Source organism: Rothia sp. SCPM-O-B-18226 (M350), assembly GCF_058213595.1.
Window position 1 is genome coordinate 241,636 of record NZ_JBYQJS010000002.1, and the last position, 19,836, is coordinate 261,471.

The window sequence follows — 19,836 nt, forward strand, 5'->3', positions numbered from 1 at the left end:
GCATCCGCCCGGCAGAAGAAGGCTTTGTCAGCCCTTAGCGGCCTGCGTAGTTCATCAGGAACCCGGCCAGCTCGCCACGGCTTGCCAGAGCCGTGGGGTAGTAGTTGCTGCCCGGGAACACCTGAAGATTACGCTGCTTAGCCCAGGTAATCTCGCGGTAGAACGCCGAACCCACCTTGACGTCCGTGTACGGAGCCTGGGTGACGGTCACGCGCTTCTTGCCGTCGTAACGGTACAGGAAGGCCGCCACGGTGGCGTTCGAGACACCGGCCTCGGCGTGGAAATTACCGTCGGCCCAACCGTAGGTAATACCCTTCTGACGAGCCCAAATGTAGGCAGAGTAGTTCGGGTCGGTGGTCTTCACATCCTTATAAGGGCTGGTCGCGGGAAGGGTGACCTTCGGCGAACCCGCCAGGCGGTACAGGGCAACGGTCAGGTCGCCGCGGGTTGCGTTATCGTTCGCCCCGAACCAGGTCTTCTCGTGCGGGTCCAGGAGCTTCTTCTCGTTGGCCCACTGCACGGCCTTGTACAGGGAGTGGGTGGAGGGAACGTCGGCAAAACCATTCTTCTGCTGCGGCGAGGTGCCGGTCAGGTTCAGGTAGGTGGCCGAGACGCGCTCGCTCTCGCCCTTGGCCGATACCACGTTCACGAAGATCGCGTAGTGGCCATCGGCCTCGAGCTGGGTTCCGTCAATCGACAGGGCAGTCTCGAAGGCGCCCTGGGACACGCGGTTGGCGGGGAGCACAACCTTCTGGATGGGGTCGCCGGTGGGCTGACCGTCAGCCTCGGCGGCGGAGAAGAGAACCTGGACCGAAGAACCGGCCGGAACATTGAGGTGGGAGCCCTTCACACGAACCGTCGTGGAAGAGCCCAGATCCACCGAATCGGTGCTCAGGGTAACCGAGGGGTCTGCGTGGACGGCGTTCACGCCGGTCACCGGCACGAATGCCTGGGTGCTCAGGGCCTGCTCGTTCGCCTGGTCGTTGTCTTCCGGGACCGTGTACTCGAAGGTCTGCACCACATAGGAAGTGCCAGCCTTCAGGGTGCCCGCGGGGATGTTCAGGTTCGTGCTGAAACGGCCGTTAACGTAGCCCATGTACTGGCCGAAGAAGGCCGAGTAGTAGGTGAACTTTGCCTCGGACTGAGCCAGCGCGGGACCGGTCGGCTTGCCGGTGGCCGGGTCAACGGCGCGCACGGCCAGAATCAGAGACTCGTTGCCGTTGTAGGAAATGTCCTGGAATCCAGCGCCGTTCACGGTGATCGAGGTGTTTGCCGAAGCATCCACAGTCGAAGCGCTGTAGCTCAGGGTCGGGGACGAAACCGTGGGAACGGCGGCAACCTTCAGCTCGGTGCGAGTCTCGCCCGCCGGAATCCAACCGTCCTGGTCGGAGTCGCGGTAGCCGAGCACCACGTCGAAGGAGGAGCCTGTTGCCTCAAAGAAGTTGGCGTCCACCGATGCGGTGAGCTTCACGGTGCCGTCCGCAGCAAAGGCGGTGGAGGGCACGTCCTGGGCGTAGTAGGGGTAGCTGCGCGGGTGATGCGGCGGGAAAGCGATGCTCTCACCCTTGGGCACGATGTAAAGACGGAAAGACTTATCGTGCACGAACTCGGGGGAGAATCCGGAGCCGTTAACGGTGATGGTGCCGCCCTTGAGGATGTCGAAGGTGCCGGAGGTGACCTGCAGGTGCTGCGTGTTCTGTGCTTCTCCCTGCTGCACGGCACCGGCTACTGCCGGGGTATTCGCCGTGGGGGCCGCCATGGCCGGGGAGAGAGGCAGGAGCATCGCGCCGGCAAGGGTGAGGGCGCAACCGCCCTTCACCATATTCTTAGAGAATACGAAACGCGGATGGCTCTGAAGTGAGGACATTGGTATCCAATCAGTTTTATCGGTGTGACGCATTGTGTGGAAGTGCGTATCAACACCGTAGCAAATAGATAAGACCTGCCGTAATCGGGGCGGTTGTGGACTTGGAAAAAGTTTCACACCAGAAGGCTGATCTTAAGCTGAAGTATAACTTTAAAAACTATGTGCATGAGGTGGAAAATATGCCTAAATATTGTGCTGATAAGCACAAACACTGAGTCGCGGGCAAAGCTCCATGCTCCAAACGAGGCAGAAAACCCACCGCACAATCGATAAAAACCAAATTATCAACTATATAAAGTTGATAAGTCTCGTCGTGCGGTGGGTTTGATAAACAATCGCAATACTAGGTATCTAGCGAAGAAAGATTAGGGAAAGGCCGGGTGAGTCCCGACCCGCCCTTAATCTCGCATATTGGCACACAGGGTATCCGCGTGCAGCATAATCAGGGCTCGCGCCCATTCCGCACGGGTGACTTCCTGGTCCGGGAAGAAATTTGCGCTCTTGTACGCGAAATTCGGGTCGATATTCGCGCGCGTATGCAACCACACGGATTCCCTAAAGAAGGGAGAACCGGGGTGCATATCCGCAGGCGCCACCGGAGTGGGGTGGGTTCCTTCGGTAAGGGCCGGGTACGCCTCGTTGAAGCGATACAGGAAAGCGGCCATCGTGGTGCGGTGAGCCACCGCCTCCGGATGCATCTTGCCGTCGGACCAGCCGCTCGTCAGTCCCTTCTGCACGGCCCAGATGTAGGCGGCGTACCGGGGGTCCTTCGGCGAAACATCCGGGTACGGCGAAACTGCGGGGAGAACTACCTTGGGCGAACCCACCGTGCGGTACAGCGTATCCATAAGGTCGCCGCGCGTGGCCGCGCGGTAAGGGTAGATGCGGCGGTTCTTGTCGATGAGCATCATCTTCTGCTGGCACACGGTGTATACGTCGTAGGAGTACGGATCTTCGTCTTCCAGGTCAATAATGAAAGGCGTCCGCGCGTAATCGGTATTGACGGTAACGTCAGAAACCATCGTGCGCAGAATGGTGTACTGCTTATTGTAGGGGCGCAGGGTAAGGCGAATACCGTACTTTCCCTTCGGGCCGGTCGTCATACCCGTGGGAAGAATGACCGTCTGGCGGTACACATTATCGGTATCCAAACGATTCTTCTCGAGGGAAATAAAATAGAATACTTTAAATCCCTTATCCTCGGTGTAGTTACCGATTTCAAAATAGGGAGTATATAGCCCGTTTTCAAAGATCGGTTGCAAACCGGAAACTTCGTAGGAGAGGGTAAATCCGCTGATATCAATCATTGCCTGATTGACCTGCAAATCCAGAGGAACGCTCTGAATGTCCAGGGTTGCGGCCTGTGCACCCTGCAGGGCGAGCTGGCCAGCTCCTAGCGCCCCGGCGATACCGAGGGCGGCGGTGCCCTTCAGGAAGAGGCGACGAGATGACGAGGTAGACATATCGTGTCCAATCGGTGTGTTTCTGAATGAATTGTTATACCGCCGCTAGACCTGTAGCTCGGCCATAATCCGAGCGAGACCTATCGGCGTGCAGGACGTATCGGGCTTCGATAGCGCTGAGTCGAGAGAACGCGAGGTGAATATGCAATCCCTCTCGGTGAGGGGTTAATTAATACTATAAACACATCGAATGGTTAAAGAAAACGGTGCGCTGAGTGATACCTCTGCCGTAGAGCGCATTAGGAAAGCGTCGATGAGAGGAAATGCTAAATCACTGAGAAAGAATGTTATTTCCCGCGACTCTTTTAAGGGTAAAAATTTCTTAATATTTAAATTTTTAGCCGGGCAGCACGATCGCACCGCCCGGCTAAAATCACGACATAAAGCCCGCTGGGATTTATTGCCCCTCGTGCACGAGGAGGGTCAGGACACCCGCCTTACGAGCCGTGGGCAGAGCGCACTCCACCGCCCAATCCTCGCTGACCGCCTCCAAGAATTCGGCGATACCCGCCGTGGAACCATCTAGGGGGCGCGCCGCCAATCCCGACTGAATCAGATACCGAGCAAAGAGGCCGCGGTAATGCTTCGCCATGTGTGAGACGACCTTGCGAGAACCATCGGCCGCCACACGCTCCACGCGAACCGCCAGAGTCTGCGACGGGGGAGTCACCCACGACTTCGCGTAGGCTGCAGAACGGCAATCCAGAATCAGCTGGTCCTTCGCGGTTGCCTCCAGGGCGGTGCCCAGCGCACCCTTCCAGAAGTTTGCCAGCGCACCAATCGAACCCAGCTTCACACCCATGGACAGACGGTAGGCGGGAATCGCATCCTCGGGGCGCAGAACACCCCACAGGGCCGAAGAAATCAGCAGCGACCAGTGCGCCGCATCGCGCTCGGCGGGGGAGAAGCTCGCGTAATCCAGCGCCTCAAACAGCACGCCCGTATAGGTGCGAATCGCGGGCTGCGCCGGCTCGGACAGCAGGCGCGTGTTGCGCTCCACCTCTGCTTCGAGGGACGCACCCACCTTGAGCTCCGCCAGGGCATCGGGGCCCGAACTGACCGCGGTCAGCTCCTCCAGGACGCTCTCACGCTCAGCAGTCAGCTCCGGAAAGGAGAGATCAGCAAAAGAAACCGGTGCGTTGCCCGCCGGGGCGGGGGTCTTACCTTCAGACGGGGGAAGAAGAATTAGCATCTACCCAGTGTACCTGGCAGGCTGCCAGCGCATCCGCGAGATTCCAGCGTACCCGCGAGACGAACCCGGTAAATAACCGCCCCGAGAGGTATGCGTATAATGAGTGGGGTGAAAACGGGCCGTCCGGGCAATCGCGAGGCACACGTGCTTCGAGGAAAGTCCGGGCTCCACAGCACAGGATGGTGGATAACATCCACTCGGGGTAACCCGCAGGCCAGTGCCACAGAAAGTAAACCGCCGCGGTTCGCCGCGGTAAGGGTGAAAGGGTGGTGTAAGAGACCACCAGCGGGCGCGGTGACGTGCCCGGCTAGGTAAACCCCATCCGGAGCAAGGTCAAATAGGATGCGCCATGGTAGGGTAGTGCGCCCGATCCCCGGTTCTCGGGGTGCGTATTCGGGTAGGCTGCTTGAGACGTGCGGCAACGTACGTTCTAGATAGATGATTGCCTCGAAACGCCCCTTCGGGCGGCGTTTTAGACAGAACCCGGCTCATAGGACGACCCGTTTTCACGTCACCATCCGCAGATGGTAAGCGAAGACCGCGAACGCATTTTCTAACGCGTTCGCGGTCTTCGCCTTAAAGCTTCGGGGGAGGCCCGCCCGACCTCTAGGGGGCCCTAGGAGGGTCCGATTAGTGGCCGAAGGGATCGGGATCCACGCCCGGCATCCACGAGTTGCCGTCCACGGTCCAGCCTTCCTTCTTGACGACCTTCTTCATCTTGCCGGTCCACTTCTTGTTCAGGCGGTTCACGTACAGCTTGCCGTCCAGGTGGTCGGTCTCGTGCTGCATGCAGCGTGCGAACCAGCCGGTCGCCTCGAAGTGGACGGGGTTGCCGTGCTCGTCAAGGCCGTTCACCGTGACCCACTCGGCGCGCTTGAGGGGGAAGCCGTAACCGGGGAAGGACAGGCAGCCCTCTTCCTCCTCGTAGGGATCCGGGTCGGCGGTAGAAATCTTGCCCAGGGTCAGCACCGGGTTGATGATGCAGCCGCGCGGGGGAACGCCGTCCTCGTTCTCCATCTTGTAGGTGAAGATGCGCAGGCCCACACCGATCTGCGGTGCCGCCAGACCCACGCCGTTGGATGCGTCCATGGTTTCGTACATGTCAGCCACGAGCTCCTTGAGCTCATCATTAAACTCGGTGACGGGTGCCGCGGGGCGGTGCAGAACGGGGTTGCCGTGAATAACGATGGGGCGAATAGCCACAGAATCATCCTTTGCTTGTGTTGAACGGGGACCTATCGGGTGCGCCTGCCGCATGAAGTCGCGGGGCATTCTGTTCTCGTTCGAAGGGTTGAAAATGCTGGTGTAAAAGTTTTGCTCCGGTAAACCTTGTCCAGGTAAACCGAGGTGAGGGTAAAGCGAAAGGGCCGTTACGGATAACCATAACGACCCTTTCCATCGGGGTGATCGACGGGGGTTGAACCCGCGACCTCCTGGACCACAACCAGGCGCTCTGCCAACTGAGCTACGACCACCATGTGCTTCGCTTGGTTTCCCTTGCGATGTGCAACGGATACTACTGTACATGAGTTCACGAACCCTGCCAAGCTGAGATCGGGTGATGCTCGTTACAGTTTGAGATAGGGGTTGGGGGGGGCGCCGGACGCACGCCCCGGGACCCCCTCGAGGGCCCGGAGGACGCGCATCCCGGTGCACAGCTACATCGCGCTCAGGCGCCGTTGCATAGCGCTCGGCTACTGCTCGGCAGGTTCGGCGGCCTTCGCCTCCAGCTCGACGCGCTCCGCCTCAACCTCGCGGGCAATCTTAGCGGCGGCCACGGCATCCGGACCCTGCTCCACAAAAATTGCGCGACGGTAGTACTTCAGCTCGTCAATCGAATCCTTAATATCGCCCAGCGCGCGGTGGTGACCGGTCTTCACCGGGGCGCTGTGACGGGCGGCGGGGTACCAGCGCGAAGCCAGCTCCTTAATCGTGGACACATCAATCACGCGGTAGTGCAGATGGTCCATCACCTGCGGCATGTAACGTTCCAGGAAGCGCTTATCCATGCCCACCGAGTTACCACCCAGCTGCGCCTTGCCCGCCACAGGAACATACTTCTTCACGTAGCGGAGCACCTGCTCCTGGGCGTAATCCATCGACACGCCGTTCTCGAGGTCGTCCAGCAGACCCGAGGACTCGTGCATCGAACGCACAAAGTCGTTCATGTTCTCCATCGCACCCGCGGGGGACTCGTCGCCGGGCTTAATGACAAACTCCACGCCCGAACCCAAAATGTTGAGGTCGGCATCGGTGACCAGAACGCCCACCTCAATCAGGGCGTCATTGGCCACGTCGAGGCCGGTCATCTCGCAGTCAATCCATACAATACGTTCACTAGAAATACTCACACTCCAACTCTACCCTCATTCGCGCCCGCTCGCCCCTCCGCGCGTCGGAACATAGTCGGAACGTATAAGAACGCTCAGGTGTGTGCAGAGGCGGTGTCCACACCGCGCGCTCGCACCCGAATCCGCCGGGCTCCGGTGAAGCGCTCGGGTATGATAAAAGCCAAAGAGACGACGCATACAGAAAGGGAGTAATGCGCTCACTGAAAGAGCCCGCACACCGGCTCGCCGCCACCAGAGCACACGACGCACCCCTCTCACCCCGGCTGCTGGATTACGTCAATAACCACCGTCTGCGAACGCTCGTCATTGGCACCATCGGCTCAATCATGGTCACCCTGGGGTCCTACACCGTCGGATGGCTCTCGGATAGCTCCAGCTTTTGGCGCTACGACCTGATTCGCGCCATCAGGTTTGACGCCGTATGGGTCATCGCCGGCATTATCCTGCTGGCCCTCGGCGCCATGATTATGTGCCGTGAATGGCTGCGCATCTACCAGAAGATGGGCGATTGGAACGAACCCAACACCATGCGTTGGATGATTGCCGTCATCACCAGCTGGTCCCTGCCGCAGATCTTCGCCTTCACCATCTACAGCCGCGATATGTTCTCCTACTACGGTCAGGGCATGGTCATGGCGCACGGCCTCAACCCGTACAAGCACGGAGTCTCCGAAATCTCGAACTTCATGCAGAACGGTGCGGACCCCATGTGGGCGGAATCCCCGCCCCCGTACGGCCCGGTCTCCCTCAAGCTCGAAGAGTGGATTGTGCGCCTGGCGGGGGAGAACATCGACCTCTCCCTCTTCTACTTCCGCCTGCTCTCCGTGCTCGCGGTCATCGGTATTCTCTTCTATGTGGCAAAACTCGCCAAGGCACACGGCTTCAACCAGGTCCGCGCCCTCTGGCAGATCGGCCCGAACCCGCTGTTCATCGCATCGTTTATCGCCAGCGGCCACAACGATTCGCTTATGACCATGTTCATGCTCGGCGGCCTCTACTACGCCAAGCGCTACCGCGACACCCGATGGGGCGGCCCGCTCGGCGTGACCTTCGTAGCCCTCGGCGTTGCCGTCAAGCCGCTCGCCCTCGTGGTGCTGCCCTTCGTGGGTCTGCTCTGGGCGGGCAAGAACGCCTCCTGGCCGCGCAAGTTCGTGTTTTGGGCTTTCTCCGGTGTGCTGCTGCTTGCCGAAATGGCGCTCATGGGCTGGGTGACCGGCCTGGAATTCGGCTGGATTAAGGCGCTTTCCACGACCGGCGGCCAGTACATCTGGTACACCCCCTTCGGGCTGGTGATTGGCGCGGCATCCCTCTTCACGCAGGGGGATACCTTCGAGGTCATTCGCAAACTCATCGAGACCGTCGGCAAGGGCATCGGTATGCTCGGAGCGGTAGCAATGGCATTCGTTGGACGCGACCGCAACATCGTGCGCCACGCCGGCCTGGCCATCCTGTTCATGCTCCTGTGTAGCCCCATGATTCAGCCGTGGTACCTGCTCTGGGCTATCCCAATGCTTGCCGCGACCGGTCTGCGCTCGCACTTTCAGCTCATGTGGTACTTCATCACTACGCTGTTCTTCATGGCCTACGGCGTGAGCGACCAGCTGAACGTTTCGCCCTATCTGCGCGATTTCAACCAGGATATGGGCCGACTTATCGCAACGGTGGTCTGCCTGGGCTACATTGTGTACCTCATGGTCCTCGACCCGGCAACCCGCCGCATGGTGTACGTGAGCTTCCGCCCCACGCAGGTGCGCCGCACCGCGATTCGCCTGTGGTGGCAGCTGTTCCCCGGCGCATCGAGCCGCCGTGCACGCCGCCGCGAGGCAAAGAAGCAGGAGCGAGAGGTGCTGACCGGCTCCACGCGGAGCTAACCCCCTCGAGTGTTCCGCCCCGACGGTTCCTCTGGGCGTCCAAACGTGCGGGGAACAGCCAGGACTCGTGTACCCTAGAGGAAGGCCCCAGTAGCTCAGAGGATAGAGCAGGAGCCTTCTAATCTCTTGGTCGGGGGTTCGATTCCCTCCTGGGGCGCCGTAACGAAAACCGCCCCGCACCCTTCAACGGGGGTGCGGGGCGGTTTTCTTTATACCCTTGAGCTACCGCAAAGATGCGGGGCGCGTTACTTCTTGGTCGGGTTCGTGTCCTTGCACGAGTTGAGGGTGCGCTCCATGACCTTCTTCTCGTCGGCGGTCACCCACAGCTTGTACTTGGCCTTCACGTGCACCTGGCGAGCCACGTAGGTGCAGCGGTAGGAGGCGTTGCTCGGCAACCATTCGGAGGCATCCGCATCGGACTTCTGCTGGTTGGCAGGGCCGTCCACGGCGAGCAGGTTCTCGGGGTCGTTTGCCAGCTGGCGGCGCTGCTCGGCGCTCAGGTCCTGCGCGCCGGTCTGCCATGCGTTCGATAGGGCGACCACGTGGTCAATCTGTACGGCCGCGGAGGTCTTCTTGCCGCGCTTGAACTCGATGGTCTTACCGGTGTACGGGTCTGCCAGCGTGCCGGTAATGACGGTGCACGCATGGGTCTTAACCTTGAAACGAATATTGGTCAGGTCGCGGCGCAGAATGTCGTCGCGGGTATTGCACTTGTTGCCGTCAACGTCATCCCAGGCGGGGCCGAACTGATCGCGGGAGTAACCGGTCTTGGGAGCCCAATCTTTCACCTGCAGCGAGGCCAGCTCGCTCTTCGCGGTGGCCAGATCCGGCGCGAGCGCGGTGGCGGGATCAACCGCCTTGTATGGGTTCTTGACCTCGGAGAGCGTCTCGGTTGCTACGTTGGCGTCATCGTCGTCGGTAGCGGAGGTCGAAGACTCCGAACCGAAGAGGCCGCCCTCGCCGTGTTTGCTCACGTAAATCATGCCGACAATCAGCAGAATGATGGCCAGAAGGGCCAGCAGGCCGTAGATGAGGCGCTTCTTCTGCGGGTCCATGGACTCGGGGAGTCTGGGTAGGTTGCGTTGAATCCGCTGAAGATCCTGCAGCGTGGGCAGGTCGTTGCTGTTCATGGGCTTTTTGCTCACGGAAACTCCGGGGGTAGCACGGTGTATCGGTCAGGTATTGGTCAAAGCAGCGGGTCGCCGCTCCATCAAGGATAGAGGGCTTGCGGTGTAAAAGGTAACTCGCTCGCCGTGAATTAGCTCGCCTCTGCGAGGAGGGGAGCGAGGATGCGGATGGCGTCATAATTCGTTCCAATGACGGTTCCTCGCGTCGGTTTTTTGAAAAAACTACCCCAAACGTTCAAATATTTCGTCCACAGGCGGGATGATAGCGCGATAAGACCGTGAATTATCCACAGATGCGCGAGGGGCGGGCACCCGGTGGCGGCGCACGCGGCACAGTAGAAGAAACCTACCCTAAGAACCGACCGGGTAACCTGCCGGCCCAACTTGACCGAGGCTGATCAACCGGCCCAACCCAACCTGGGGCAACCGACCGGGAGCCCGAGTGGAGGCCCCTCAACCGGTTCGGGCCAGCCGGTGCAGAGGCTTTAGCCCGGGGTTAGCCCCAAGAAATCATAGGAGATATCGTGAGCGACACCATCGTAATCCGCGGATTCACCGCATCCAACCCGACCTTGGCGGCCCTGCCGAACGGCGTGCCCGTCGTGAACTTCCGCCTGGCCAGCACCCCGCGCTGGCAGGACGCTACCGGAACCTGGAAGGAGGGCACGACCAATTGGTACACCATTAAGGCCTACCGCCGCCTGGCGCAGAACATCGCCGTCTCGGTGCAGAAGGGGCAGCCGCTCGTCATTAGCGGGCGCCAGCGCATCAACCGTTGGAACCGCGAGGACGGCACGCAGGGAACTACCGTGGAGATTGACGCGCAGGGCATCGGCCACGACCTGAACTACGGCACCAGTTCCTTTGCCCGCACCGTGGAGAAGCGCGCGCTCCACGAGGACGCCCCGCTGGGCGCGCTGCCGAATACGCCGCAGGGCGCGCCGGATGCGGTGTCGCATGTGCCCCAGAACGCCGAGTTGCCGAGCACGGTGGCTCAGAGCGCTGGAGTGCAGGTTGCGGGAGCACCGAACGGAGGAACACCGGGCGGCGCATCCCAGGGTGGGGGCGTGCAGGGCAGCGCATCCCAGGGTGGGGGAGCTCAGAGTGACGAACCCCCCTTCTAAAAGTGCTCCCCGGATGCTTGCATAAACGCTGGTGCATTGGGATAATGGAGCATTGTGTTGACATCGGGCACGCCCCTGCCGCAGGGGGGAGAGCGACCAACGATGTCAACCTTCGGGCACCAATCCTGTCCGAAGCATGAAGTTTTCTGTCCCGCTGTGGGGCAGAGCAATCTGAGTCTATTTGACCTGCGGCAGATGGCTCTGGAGATCTACAACTATGCAGACTCTTGACTTCCTCGACAAGAAGTCCCTCCGTGACGACGTCCCCGCCTTCGGCCCCGGTGACACCCTGAACGTTCACGTTAAGATCGTTGAAGGTAAGAACCACCGTATCCAGGTCTTCAAGGGCTTCGTCGTTGGCCGCCAGGGTGCAGGCGTTCGCGAGACCTTCACCGTCCGCAAGGTTTCCTTCGGCGTTGGTGTTGAGCGTACCTTCCCCGTTCACTCTCCCTCCATCGAGAAGATTGAGGTTGTGACCCGCGGTGACGTCCGTCGTGCAAAGCTGTACTACATGCGCGACCGCCACGGTAAGGCTGCTCGTATCCGCGAGAAGCGCGAGTTCTAATCTTTATCGATTCAGAATTCTGTTGCAAACCGCTCCCATCCGCACCCGTGCGGAGTGTGGGGCGGTTTTTGCGTATCCGGGCGAGCACCCCGAATACGGTGATGCGCTGTCTAGAAGCGGGGGAAGCGAACGGAGGAGCCTTCTCTAGGTCCCTGCTGTCGGCGAGCTGTAGGGCTCGGCGGAGCTTCGCTATACGAGTCAAAGAGGCGGCGGCACAGGTGCTCTCGTTACAATAGCTAGGTACCGCCTCACTCAGGTTGGCCTACATGTCTCTCAAACGAAAGGCTCTTCAGCATGGCAGATGACAAGACGACTGCGAACAACAGCCCCTATCCCGAGGGATATAAGCCCCAATCCCGTCGCGAGCGCCGTGAGATGGAGGAGTATGCCGCGCGTCTGGCCGAAGAGAAGAAACGTGAACAGGCTGAGCTGGCCTCCTCTGAACAGGGCGAGGAATCCCACGTAGGCGACGCTCGACCCGCCGCTGCCGAGGCGGCGAGCGCATCCGCTCAGCCCGCGGAAGCACCTGATACCAAGGGCTCGGAAGAAGAGGGCGCCGCAACCACCGCCGATAAGAGCGCCGAGAAGGACGAGGAGAAGCCCGAAGACCCCTCGACCATGACCGCCAAGGAGCGCCGCAAGGCCAAGCGCGCCGAGCAGGCCGAGCTGACCTTCGCTAAGGCCCGCGAGGAGGACCGCCTGGGTGAATGGGCCTGGGTTCAGGTGCGTGAGGGTGGTACCGTGGTTCTCTACGCTCTGATTATTGCGTTCCTGATTAAGACCTTCCTGCTGCGCGGTTTCTACATTCCCTCCGGTTCGATGGAGCAGACCCTGCAGGTCAACGACCGCGTGTTCATCAACGTGGCGGGTTCCTATTTCAATGAGCCCAAGCGCGGTGACGTCATCGTGTTCAAGGATTCGCAGGGCTGGATTCCTTCGACCCAGAAGAGCAGCAACCCCATTAAGGAAGGCCTCTCCTTCGTGGGTGTTCTGCCCGATACCTCTTCGAACTACCTGGTCAAGCGCGTTATCGGCACTCCCGGTGACGTGGTGGAGAGCGATGGCTCCGGTAAGATCAAGGTCAATGGCGTGGAGATTAACGAGCCCTACCTGTACCCGGGCAACCAGCCCTCCGAGCTGGCCTTCAAGGTGACCGTGCCCAAGGACAAGTACTTCGTGATGGGCGACCACCGTAGCAACTCTGCGGATTCCCGCTACCATATCTCTGACGGCACCGCCTTCATCTCGAAGGATGACGTTCAGGGTAACGTCTTCGTGGTGGCCTGGCCGCTGAACCACTTCGGCCTGCTGACCGACGAGAGCTCTGTGTTCTCCTCGGTTCCCTCTCCGACCTCGACCCCCGAGCAGTAGGAGAGAGGCCATGACGGTGAGCGCACAGGCTGAGGAACCCGCAAAAGCGGAGAAGTCCAAGGCTGCGAAGCCTCGGGCGCCAAAGCCCGCCGCCGACCTGGAGCATGAGAAGCGACTCTTCGAGGTGGGGGCTCGCGCGGTGGCGGGTATCGACGAGGTGGGACGCGGCTCCATGGCTGGCCCTGTCAGCGTGGGCGTCGCAATTCTTAGCCCGGACGCCACTCTTGAGGTGGGCGGGCTAATTGACTCCAAGGCCCTCTCGCCCGCGCGCCGCGAATCCATGGTCCCCGAGATCCGCCGCTGGTGCGCCGTTGAAGTGGGCCACGTGGACCCGCAGGACGTGGATGCGCTGGGCATGACCCTGTCGTTGCGGCTCGCCGCCCAGCGGGCCCTGGCCGCTCTGGCACGCCGAGGCTACCGTGCCGATGCCGCCCTACTCGACGGCAAGCACGACTGGCTCACTCCTCCGCAGGAGGACCTGTTCAGCGCGCTGGCGCCGGACCCGGCGCAGGCGCGCTACGACGCTCTGCTGACCGAGGCCTGGGAAGGGGTTGGGGAACCCGCGGCTATGCCCGTGACCATGGTCATCAAGGGCGACTACAAGTGCGCCTCGATTGCGGCTGCCTCTGTGGTGGCGAAGGTTGAGCGAGACGAGCTGATGGTGGCCCTCGACGGGGTTCACCCGGGGTACGGCTGGGCGAAGAACAAGGGCTACGGCTCGGCCGCCCACCGTGAGGCAATCAGCGCGCAGGGCCCCAGCCCGATGCACCGCCTGTCCTGGTCGCTACCGGCCACCGCCGAGCAGATAGCGGCCGCGCAGCGGGCCCGCGTATTCGGGGAGAAGAGCCCCGAACGCTAGGGGAGAGCGCCGTTGAGGGAGCCTGAGTATTGCTTGAAGCACCCCGCAATGCTGGTGAGATACCCGCTGAGAGACACCCGAGTTGCACGCGCAGCAGAGAATGACTGTAGGAGGAAGAATGAGCGCAGAAGACCTCGAAAACTACGAGACGGAAGCCCAGATGGCGCTGTACCGCGAGTACAAGGACGTCATGTCGCTCTTTAGCTACGCGGTGGAAACCGACCGGCGCTTCTACCTGGCAAATCAGGTGGATGTGACCCCACACGTGCAGGACGGCACCCTCTACTTCGAGGTGCTCATGAGCGATGTCTGGGTGTGGGACGTGTTCCGCTCCAACCGCTTTGTGAAGAAGGTGCACGCCTACTCGGTACGCGATGTGAACGTAGAGGAGCGCCTGCCCAACCAGGAATTCACGGTCCCCGAGATGCCGGATTTCAGCGCCTAGTGCTCCGGTAACCGGTGTGTATATGACATTCCCCTCGACCAGTTTTTGAAAAAATACCCCCAAAATTTCAAATAAGAAGCTGTGGATAACCTCCCTGACCGCGATGCAGCCGAGGTTATCCACAGTTTTTTCTTTCCGATTCCTCGGCCCGGTTCGCCTGGGCACAGTAGAAGCACGACCAAGCCATCATCTACCGTGGGAGGGAATCGTGACCCCCGAACATCAGAGCATCGCAACGCAGACAACCGCACAGGCCACAACACGGGCACCCCGAACGAACGAACCTGGTGGCTCGCCCCGCAGAGGCGCGCGACGCGCCCGGAAGAACCCCGCCGCGGTCACGCGGGCCCTGCCCCGAGCTCACGGCGTCGGACGCTGGGGCGAAGAGGTGGTCAGCCGCATCCTTGAGGCGAACGGCTACCGCATCGTCGACCGCAATTGGCGACCGCCCGCCGGGCTGGAGCACGAACAGATTCGCGGCGAAATCGATATTGTCGCGATCGACCCCGATGATGAGCTCGTCTTTATCGAGGTCAAAACCCGAAGCACCGAGGACTTTGGGCACCCCTTCGCCGCTATCGGCCGCGACAAGGCACGCCGTACCCGCGCCCTGGCGATTCTCTGGTGCCGCCTGCGCGAGAGCCTGGACTTCGCGCGTTTTCGCATAGACGCGATTGCGGTGACCGGAACCTGCGAAACCTTTACCTTCGAACACCTGAAGGGGGCGGCGTAATGGGCTTCTCACGCACCTACTCCGTAGCCCTCGTGGGGCTGAGCGGGCACATCGTTGACGTTGAGGCCGATATCTCGCAGGGACTTCCAGGCTTCGTGCTGCTGGGACTGCCAGATACCGCCCTCAACGAATCCAAGGAGCGCGTTCGCTCCGCAGCCAAGAACACCGGAATTACCCTGACCCAGCATCGGCTCACCGTCAACCTGACCCCGGCGACCTTGCCTAAGCGCGGATCGGCCTTCGACCTGGCTATCGTGGTGGCCGCGCTGCAGGCAGAGAAGAAGCTACATCCGAGCGGGGACAGCGTGTTCCTGGGGGAGCTGGGCCTCGACGGGACGATTCGCCCGGTTCCGGGCATCCTGCCCGCCGTGAAGGCCGCGGTTGCCGCCGGGCACCGCAGGGTCATCGTCCCCGCCGAAAATGCGGAGGAGGCGGCCCTCATCCCCGGCGCACAGGTGAGCGGATTCCGCTGTCTGGCCGAGGTGTTCGCGGCTCTGGGGGCACAGACGCAGAAGCTAACCTACCCGCCCGCCCCGAACCCCGAGGAGAAAGCCCTCCCCAAGAAAAACGCGGGTATTCCTTCGGACATGAGCGACGTAGCCGGTCAAGCGCAGGGCCGCTTCGCCCTGGAAATCGCGGCAGCCGGTGGACACCACATGCTCCTCACCGGCCCTCCCGGATCGGGCAAAACCATGCTGGCCGAGCGGTTGCCGAGCATCCTGCCGCCCCTGGACGACGATGCGGCGATGGAAGTGACCGCCATCCGCTCCCTCTGCTCGGCGGGTGAGGCGCTCAGCGAACTGGTGCGTGAGCCTCCCTTCGAGGCCCCGCATCACAGCGCCTCTGCGCCGGCAATTCTGGGAGGCGGCAGCGGTATTCCTCGGCCCGGATGCGTCTCTAAAGCACACCGCGGCGTGCTCTTTCTCGACGAGGCCCCCGAATTCAAACGTACGGTCCTCGACTCCCTGCGCCAGCCCCTCGAATCCGGGGTCGTAACCCTGGACCGTTCCACCGCATCCGCCACGTATCCCGCGCGTTTTCAGCTGATTCTGGCCGCCAACCCGTGCCCCTGCGGCATGAACGTGGGGCTCGGTACCGAGTGCACCTGCGCGCCCCGGGAGCGACGCGCCTACTTCGGGCGTCTTTCCGGGCCGCTCGTGGACCGCATCGACGTCAACGTGACGGTCCCGAAGGTCTCGTCCACGGAGCTTGCGGGAGGTCAGATGAATGAGAGCTCGGCGCAGATTCGCAAGCGCGTGCTGGCTGCCCGTGAGGCTCAGCGCGAGCGATTAGAACCCTACGGTCTGAAGACGAACGCGGAGATGAACGGCAAGATTCTGCGCGGCCCGCTGCGCCTGGACGCGAAACTCACCGGCGAGCTCAACGCCGCTGTCGACCGGGGAAACCTGACGGCGCGCGGCTACGACCGGGTGCTGCGCATCGCCTGGACGCTGGCCGACCTGGAAGGGGCCGCATACCCGAGCCGGGAACACCTGGACGTGGCCCTGTTCCTACGCCAACAGGGCCAGCTGCACTAACGCGTGGTGCAAGCTAACCAAGGGTCTTCAAGACGTGAAAATCAATGATGATAGGGGAGAACGATAATGACCTCAACCACAAACCGCCGCTCAGCCGCCACTCGTCACGGTACGAAGCGGAGTAAGGGGAACGCCCGAGAGGGGACGTCACACGCCGCGACCGGAACGAAACCGAAGGGGCAAGGGTACGTGCAGGGAGAGCTTGCCCTAGAGGCAGACTTTGACCTGCGGGCCCTGACCCGCTGGCGGACCCGGCACATCCTTTCCCTGGGGAACGAGCCCTCGCCGAGTCCCTATAGCGCCGCGCGCAAGCCGGGGTACCTCGCCGCGTGCCTCAACCCGGTGTACCTGCCCGACCCGCAGGATGGGCAAGAAGATTCGGCAGACTCCGGTACGTTGAGGGCCGACCCTTCGATGAACGCTGAGCCTTCGGCAAATGCGGAGCCCTCGGCGGTCCCTGAGCCTTCGGCGGTCGCGGGGGAGCGGGGCGCGGAGGAGACTATCGGCGACCCTCAAAAGACTGATGCAGGGGAGGAAAAATCCGGGGCTGAGAAACTCGACGGAGTTTTAACGAACGAGGAACCCGGCGGGCTACCTCCGCTCTTCGATCCTAGCCTCAGCCCCGAAGAGCTTGCCGCCGCGTGCCGCGAATACGTGCGCTGTTGCACCGCCCAGCTGATGCGCTGCGCAGAACCCGCCGACGAGCTTGTGGTTGAGGCGCTCGCCTGCCTGGGAACGCCCCTCGCGGTGTACTACCTGCTCACCGGCGAAAGGGTGCCGTCCGAGATCTGGGAGCTGGGCGAACCGGACCCGCAGATTGGTGATTTTCTACGCGGGGTCGCGGGCGACGAGAAGAGCCCCCGACTCATGACGAATACGTGCGACTACTACCGCCCCGGAGAGCATCAGATGAACCGCGATACCTTCCACGCGGGACTCGCAACCCGCCGTCTGCGCTGGCACCGCCGCATGGAACGCACCCTGGCCTCCGAGGCCCATATGGCCGCCACCTTCGGTGCGTGGCTCGTTACCCCCGCCGACCCGCTCTGGCCCGAGCAACTCCGCGACCTGGGCCCGGCCCAACCCTACGGACTGTGGTGTCTGGGGGATTCGCGGCATCTGCTCGACCTCGCTAACCTGCCGAGTGCTGCCCTGGTGGGTTCGCGAGACCCCAGCATCTACGGTAGCGAGGCGACCACGCACCTGGCCGCTGAGCTCGCCCGCCGGGGGTACCTCGTGATCTCCGGGGGTGCGATGGGCATCGACATCGCGGCTCATCGCGCGGCCCTCACCCACAGCACCGCTGAGCTACCCACCGTCGCATTCATGGCAGGAGGCCTGGACCGTCTCTACCCCGCTCAGAACGGCGATACGCTCAGAGACATCGTCGAGCGCGGGCTCATCATGAGCGAAGTGAGCATCGGCAACACCCCGACCCGCTGGCGTTTTCTGGAACGCAATCGCCTCATCGCGGGGCTGGCTAGGCATACGGTCGTGATTGAAGCCCGTTGGCGCTCCGGGGCGCTCAACACCGCACGTCACGCCCTCGAAATAGGTCGCCCCCTCTGGGCTGTTCCCGGGCAGATTAACTCTCCCAACTCGGTGGGCACGAACCGCCTGCTGCGCGATGGGCTCGCCCAGATTTTGACGGAGGCCGCCGACCTGTTGGAGTACGATGCCGCAGCGGGATACGAGCTCGGCGCGGAACATGCCGGGGACTGGGATGCCGAGGAGTCGGCGGCCTCCACCGTTCTTGACGGCCTTACGGAACGGCAGGGAAGGGTGTGGGACGATTTGGGCTTGCGTTCTTACCGCGGTGTGGATGATATCGCCAGCGCTCTGGGGCTGGGTGCTCGAGAGGTCATGATGGATCTCGCTCAACTGGAACGGCTGGGCCTGGCCGAGAGAAACGGCACCGGCTGGCGTAAGATGCGCCCGAAGAAGGGAGCGTGAGAAGGCAGTCGGGGGAGAGTCCACCCCGGCTCCACCTCAACGCGGGGGTGTACCTTTCGTTACCCACCGCCAACTGGGGTTTAGGTCTCGTGTAGGCCCGTGGAGCACGCCAACGCTTAGAATGGGGAGAACCGGTTTGTGCCGCCGTTGCACCCCGACGCATCGTGCCACCCCTGGGAGGCGCGCATCGGTACCCGTCCACCGGTACTACGGCAGTTACCCAAGAGGTCGAGAGGAGACGCTATGAACCAGCCGGCGCATCCTGCGCAGTCCAACACAAGCCAGGATGCTCCCTCGACTACGCTTCCCGTTGCCTACACCCGACCAATGGAGGAACCAGAGGGCCGGGCCTCCGGCGAATCGGCAAACGGTGAATCGGCCCTGGGCGTCTCGGGTGAGGTCTTCCGCCCGATTATCGAGCGGTTCGAACGCTTCCTGCGTTACGAAAAGCACCGTTCCGAGGAGACCATCCGATCCTACGTATCCGACCTGGAGGGGTTCTTCGGCTACGTGGCTCGTCGCGGCGTGCGGCATGTGGACAGCATCGATGCCTCCCTCATTCGCGAATGGTTCGGCTCGCTTCACCTGCGCCGTGCTGCCCGCTCGACCGTGGCCCGTCGAGGCTCGACCCTGCGAACCTTCTTCTCCTGGGCGCAGGAGGAAGAGCTCGTGCAGGCCAACCCCACGCGCGGTATGAGCACCCCCAAGCGTGAGAGCCATCTGCCACCTGTGCTCAGCCGAGACCAGATGAGCCAGCTCATCGAAAACGTTCAGCGGCAACGGGCCGAAGACCCCCGGAACCCTCGTCTGCTACGCCTGGAAGCCGTCGTTGAGGTTCTCTACGCCTCCGGGATGCGCATCTCCGAGCTCACCGGCCTGGACCTGCAGAGCATTGACCGCGTGAATAAGACGGTGCGCGTGCTGGGCAAGGGCAACAAGGAACGGGTGGTTCCGCTGGGAACCCCGGCTCTCAAAGCCCTCAACCGCTGGGTTTCCAAGGGGCGTCCGCAGTGGATTCCCGAGGGCTCGAGCGGGGTGACGGCGCTGTTCATCGGGCCTCGCGGCGGGCGGGCCAATGCCCGTCAGATTCGCGAGGACCTGACGCGCCTGCTGCGCACCGTGGAGAACACTCAGGCCTCCGGCGCGCACGTTCTGCGTCATTCCGCGGCGACCCACCTGGTCGATGGCGGTGCCAACATCCGTTCGGTGCAGGAGCTGCTGGGGCACTCATCGCTTGCGACAACGCAGATTTATACGCACGTGTCGATGCGGCGCCTGGCCGAGACCTATGCCCGCGCCCACCCCCGGGCCTAACCGACGGGGGAGAGGGCCCTGACAATGCGTCGTTGAGTCGCTCGGGGCCGTCTCTCTATATGG

General features: G+C 62.1%; 16 protein-coding genes, 2 tRNA genes and 1 other RNA gene. 12 read left to right on the forward strand and 7 right to left on the reverse strand.

Annotation, left to right across the window (positions count from 1 at the left end):
* Positions 1–34 precede the first annotated feature (34 nt).
* From AC3E6W_RS05035 to AC3E6W_RS05045, 3 genes are all read right to left on the reverse strand, one after another.
* On the reverse strand, positions 35–1,867 hold the full coding sequence (locus tag AC3E6W_RS05035) for an S-layer homology domain-containing protein (protein ID WP_314871118.1): 1,833 nt from the start codon (positions 1,865–1,867) through the stop codon (positions 35–37).
* A gap of 398 nt (positions 1,868–2,265) precedes the next feature.
* Positions 2,266–3,330: a twin-arginine translocation signal domain-containing protein gene (locus AC3E6W_RS05040; protein ID WP_049342810.1), complete on the reverse strand. Its 1,065-nt coding sequence runs from the start codon at positions 3,328–3,330 to the stop codon at positions 2,266–2,268.
* Between the two features lie 397 nt (positions 3,331–3,727).
* Positions 3,728–4,522 (reverse strand): YaaA family protein, encoded by a 795-nt coding sequence (locus AC3E6W_RS05045; RefSeq protein ID WP_070484263.1) that lies wholly within the window; start codon positions 4,520–4,522, stop codon positions 3,728–3,730.
* A gap of 115 nt (positions 4,523–4,637) precedes the next feature.
* On the opposite strand from AC3E6W_RS05045, the gene rnpB reads away from it, so the two are divergent.
* Positions 4,638–5,029, forward strand: an RNA gene (gene rnpB, locus AC3E6W_RS05050) — RNase P RNA component class A.
* Positions 5,030–5,152: 123 nt separating this feature from the next.
* Here the strand turns inward: rnpB and def are convergent.
* From def to orn, 3 genes are all read right to left on the reverse strand, one after another.
* A complete protein-coding gene (gene def, locus AC3E6W_RS05055; RefSeq protein ID WP_044141710.1) occupies positions 5,153–5,725 on the reverse strand; it encodes a peptide deformylase in 573 nt (190 codons plus the stop codon).
* 199 nt (positions 5,726–5,924) lie between these two features.
* A tRNA-His gene (locus AC3E6W_RS05060) sits at positions 5,925–5,997 on the reverse strand.
* Positions 5,998–6,216: 219 nt separating this feature from the next.
* A complete protein-coding gene (gene orn / locus AC3E6W_RS05065; RefSeq protein WP_490652487.1) occupies positions 6,217–6,873 on the reverse strand; it encodes an oligoribonuclease in 657 nt (218 codons plus the stop codon).
* Positions 6,874–7,064: 191 nt separating this feature from the next.
* Between orn and mptB the strand changes: the two genes are divergently transcribed.
* Both mptB and AC3E6W_RS05075 read left to right on the forward strand, forming a co-directional pair.
* Positions 7,065–8,744 (forward strand): polyprenol phosphomannose-dependent alpha 1,6 mannosyltransferase MptB, encoded by a 1,680-nt coding sequence (gene mptB, locus AC3E6W_RS05070; protein WP_070681647.1) that lies wholly within the window; start codon positions 7,065–7,067, stop codon positions 8,742–8,744.
* Between the two features lie 84 nt (positions 8,745–8,828).
* Positions 8,829–8,901 (forward strand) — tRNA-Arg (locus tag AC3E6W_RS05075).
* A gap of 88 nt (positions 8,902–8,989) precedes the next feature.
* Here AC3E6W_RS05075 and AC3E6W_RS05080 read toward each other — a convergent pair.
* Positions 8,990–9,889 (reverse strand): HNH endonuclease family protein, encoded by a 900-nt coding sequence (locus AC3E6W_RS05080; RefSeq protein ID WP_294617589.1) that lies wholly within the window; start codon positions 9,887–9,889, stop codon positions 8,990–8,992.
* A 506-nt stretch (positions 9,890–10,395) separates the two neighbouring features.
* Between AC3E6W_RS05080 and AC3E6W_RS05085 the strand changes: the two genes are divergently transcribed.
* The 9 genes from AC3E6W_RS05085 to AC3E6W_RS05125 all read left to right on the forward strand — a co-directional run bounded on the left by AC3E6W_RS05085 (position 10,396) and on the right by AC3E6W_RS05125 (position 19,773).
* Entirely contained in the window at positions 10,396–10,995 is a 600-nt protein-coding gene (locus AC3E6W_RS05085; protein ID WP_490652488.1) for a single-stranded DNA-binding protein, read from the forward strand.
* Positions 10,996–11,212: 217 nt separating this feature from the next.
* Positions 11,213–11,560 (forward strand): 50S ribosomal protein L19, encoded by a 348-nt coding sequence (rplS, locus tag AC3E6W_RS05090; RefSeq protein ID WP_005507488.1) that lies wholly within the window; start codon positions 11,213–11,215, stop codon positions 11,558–11,560.
* 294 nt (positions 11,561–11,854) lie between these two features.
* Entirely contained in the window at positions 11,855–12,931 is a 1,077-nt protein-coding gene (lepB, locus tag AC3E6W_RS05095; protein ID WP_049334079.1) for a signal peptidase I, read from the forward strand.
* A gap of 10 nt (positions 12,932–12,941) precedes the next feature.
* Positions 12,942–13,790, forward strand: coding sequence for a ribonuclease HII (gene rnhB / locus AC3E6W_RS05100; protein WP_490652489.1), 849 nt, complete (start codon positions 12,942–12,944; stop codon positions 13,788–13,790).
* Positions 13,791–13,908: 118 nt separating this feature from the next.
* The gene (locus AC3E6W_RS05105) at positions 13,909–14,235 is read left to right on the forward strand and encodes a DUF2469 domain-containing protein (protein ID WP_070649538.1); all 327 of its coding nucleotides are present in this window, start codon (positions 13,909–13,911) and stop codon (positions 14,233–14,235) included.
* A 349-nt stretch (positions 14,236–14,584) separates the two neighbouring features.
* Complete coding sequence (locus AC3E6W_RS05110; RefSeq protein ID WP_490652554.1) at positions 14,585–14,968, forward strand: YraN family protein; 384 nt, start codon at positions 14,585–14,587, stop codon at positions 14,966–14,968.
* A complete protein-coding gene (locus AC3E6W_RS05115; RefSeq protein ID WP_314082863.1) occupies positions 14,968–16,506 on the forward strand; it encodes a YifB family Mg chelatase-like AAA ATPase in 1,539 nt (512 codons plus the stop codon). The genes AC3E6W_RS05110 and AC3E6W_RS05115 overlap by 1 nt, the downstream gene beginning before the upstream one ends.
* A gap of 189 nt (positions 16,507–16,695) precedes the next feature.
* Positions 16,696–18,459 (forward strand): DNA-processing protein DprA, encoded by a 1,764-nt coding sequence (dprA, locus tag AC3E6W_RS05120; RefSeq protein ID WP_490652490.1) that lies wholly within the window; start codon positions 16,696–16,698, stop codon positions 18,457–18,459.
* Positions 18,460–18,702: 243 nt separating this feature from the next.
* Positions 18,703–19,773, forward strand: coding sequence for a tyrosine recombinase XerC (locus tag AC3E6W_RS05125; RefSeq protein WP_490652491.1), 1,071 nt, complete (start codon positions 18,703–18,705; stop codon positions 19,771–19,773).
* Positions 19,774–19,836: the final 63 nt, after the last annotated feature.